1 protein-coding gene is annotated in these 833 nt (G+C 52.1%); it reads right to left on the bottom strand.

The genetic code is table 11. The features are described 5' to 3' along the window. On the bottom strand, positions 1-833 hold an 833-nt coding region (locus tag ACTHS3_RS16140), incomplete at both ends, for a serine--tRNA ligase (RefSeq protein WP_440368525.1).

The raw sequence follows: 833 nt of genomic DNA, 5'->3' as shown, positions 1-833 counted from the left end.
TGCACCATTTCCACTTTGTCGAATTGGTGTTGGCGAATCAAACCGCGCACGTCTTTACCGTATGCGCCCGCTTCGGAGCGGAAACATGGGGAATGCGCAGTTAATTTCAACGGCAAATCGTTGCCGGCCACGATGCTGTCGGCAACGGTATTGGTCAGCGTTACTTCGGCGGTCGGAATCAGATATTGCGTTTTCTTGCTCTCGTCACCGCCGCGGGTAACATGGAACAAATCTTCTGCAAATTTAGGCAGTTGGCCTGTGCCTTGCAGGGTGGTGTCGTCCACGATGTAGGGCGTGTAATGCTCGGTGTAGCCGTGTTTCAGCGTGTGCGTATCCAGCATGAACTGAGCCAAAGCGCGATGCAGACGGGCGATTTGGCCTTTCATCACGGTAAAGCGCGCGCCAGACAGTTTCGCACCGCCTTCAAAATCCAAACCCAAAGGCTCGCCCAAATCAACATGGTCTTTGATTTCAAAGTCAAATTCGCGCGGCGTGCCGACTTTGCGGACTTCAACGTTTTCCGTTTCATCTTTACCGGCAGGAACACTTTCGTGCGGCAGGTTCGGAATGGTCAACAACCATGCATCCAATTCTTTCTGAACCGCATCCAAATCAGCGGCAGCCTGCTCCAAATCCACTTTGATTTGGGCAACCTGATCCATCGCAGCTTGAGCCTCTTCGTGTTTGCCTTGACCTTTCAACGCGCCGATTTGTTTGGAAATACTGTTTCGTGAAGCCTGCAACTCTTCTGTTTTCACTTGAACGGCTTTGCGTTGCTCTTCCAAAGCGTTGAAACGCGCGGTATCAAACTCATAACCGCGTGCGGCCAAACG

The organism is Neisseria sp. P0009.S007, from assembly GCF_051962515.1.
The sequence above is the reverse complement of the archived record's forward strand: the minus strand, read 5'-3'. Positions and strand labels throughout refer to the sequence as shown.